Genomic DNA, 230 nt, shown 5'->3' with positions numbered 1-230 from the left:
GGGAGTAAGAATACAATGAATATATCAATTGTATTATCAACATTTAATGGTGATGAATATATTGTTGAACAGTTAGATACTCTAAGAAATCAAACCCGCCTTGCTGAGGAAGTATTGATTAGTGATGATGCATCTACAGATGATACTGTTCAAATAATTGAAGATTATATTGCTAAATATAAGTTGGATAATTGGTCTATAAAAAAAAATAAAGAGAATCAAGGATGGAA

1 protein-coding gene is annotated in these 230 nt (G+C 28.7%); it reads left to right on the top strand.

From position 1 onward, the window contains the following. Positions 1 to 15: 15 nt before the first annotated feature. On the top strand, positions 16 to 230 hold a 215-nt coding region (locus CF394_RS00285; protein ID WP_133079770.1), incomplete at its 3' end, for a glycosyltransferase.

The sequence above is a fragment of the Tetzosporium hominis genome, from assembly GCF_002265435.1.
GTDB lineage: Bacteria > Bacillota > Bacilli > Bacillales_A > Planococcaceae > Chryseomicrobium > Chryseomicrobium hominis.
Note: the sequence above shows the minus strand (reverse complement) of the source record. Positions and strands in the feature narration are given on the sequence as shown.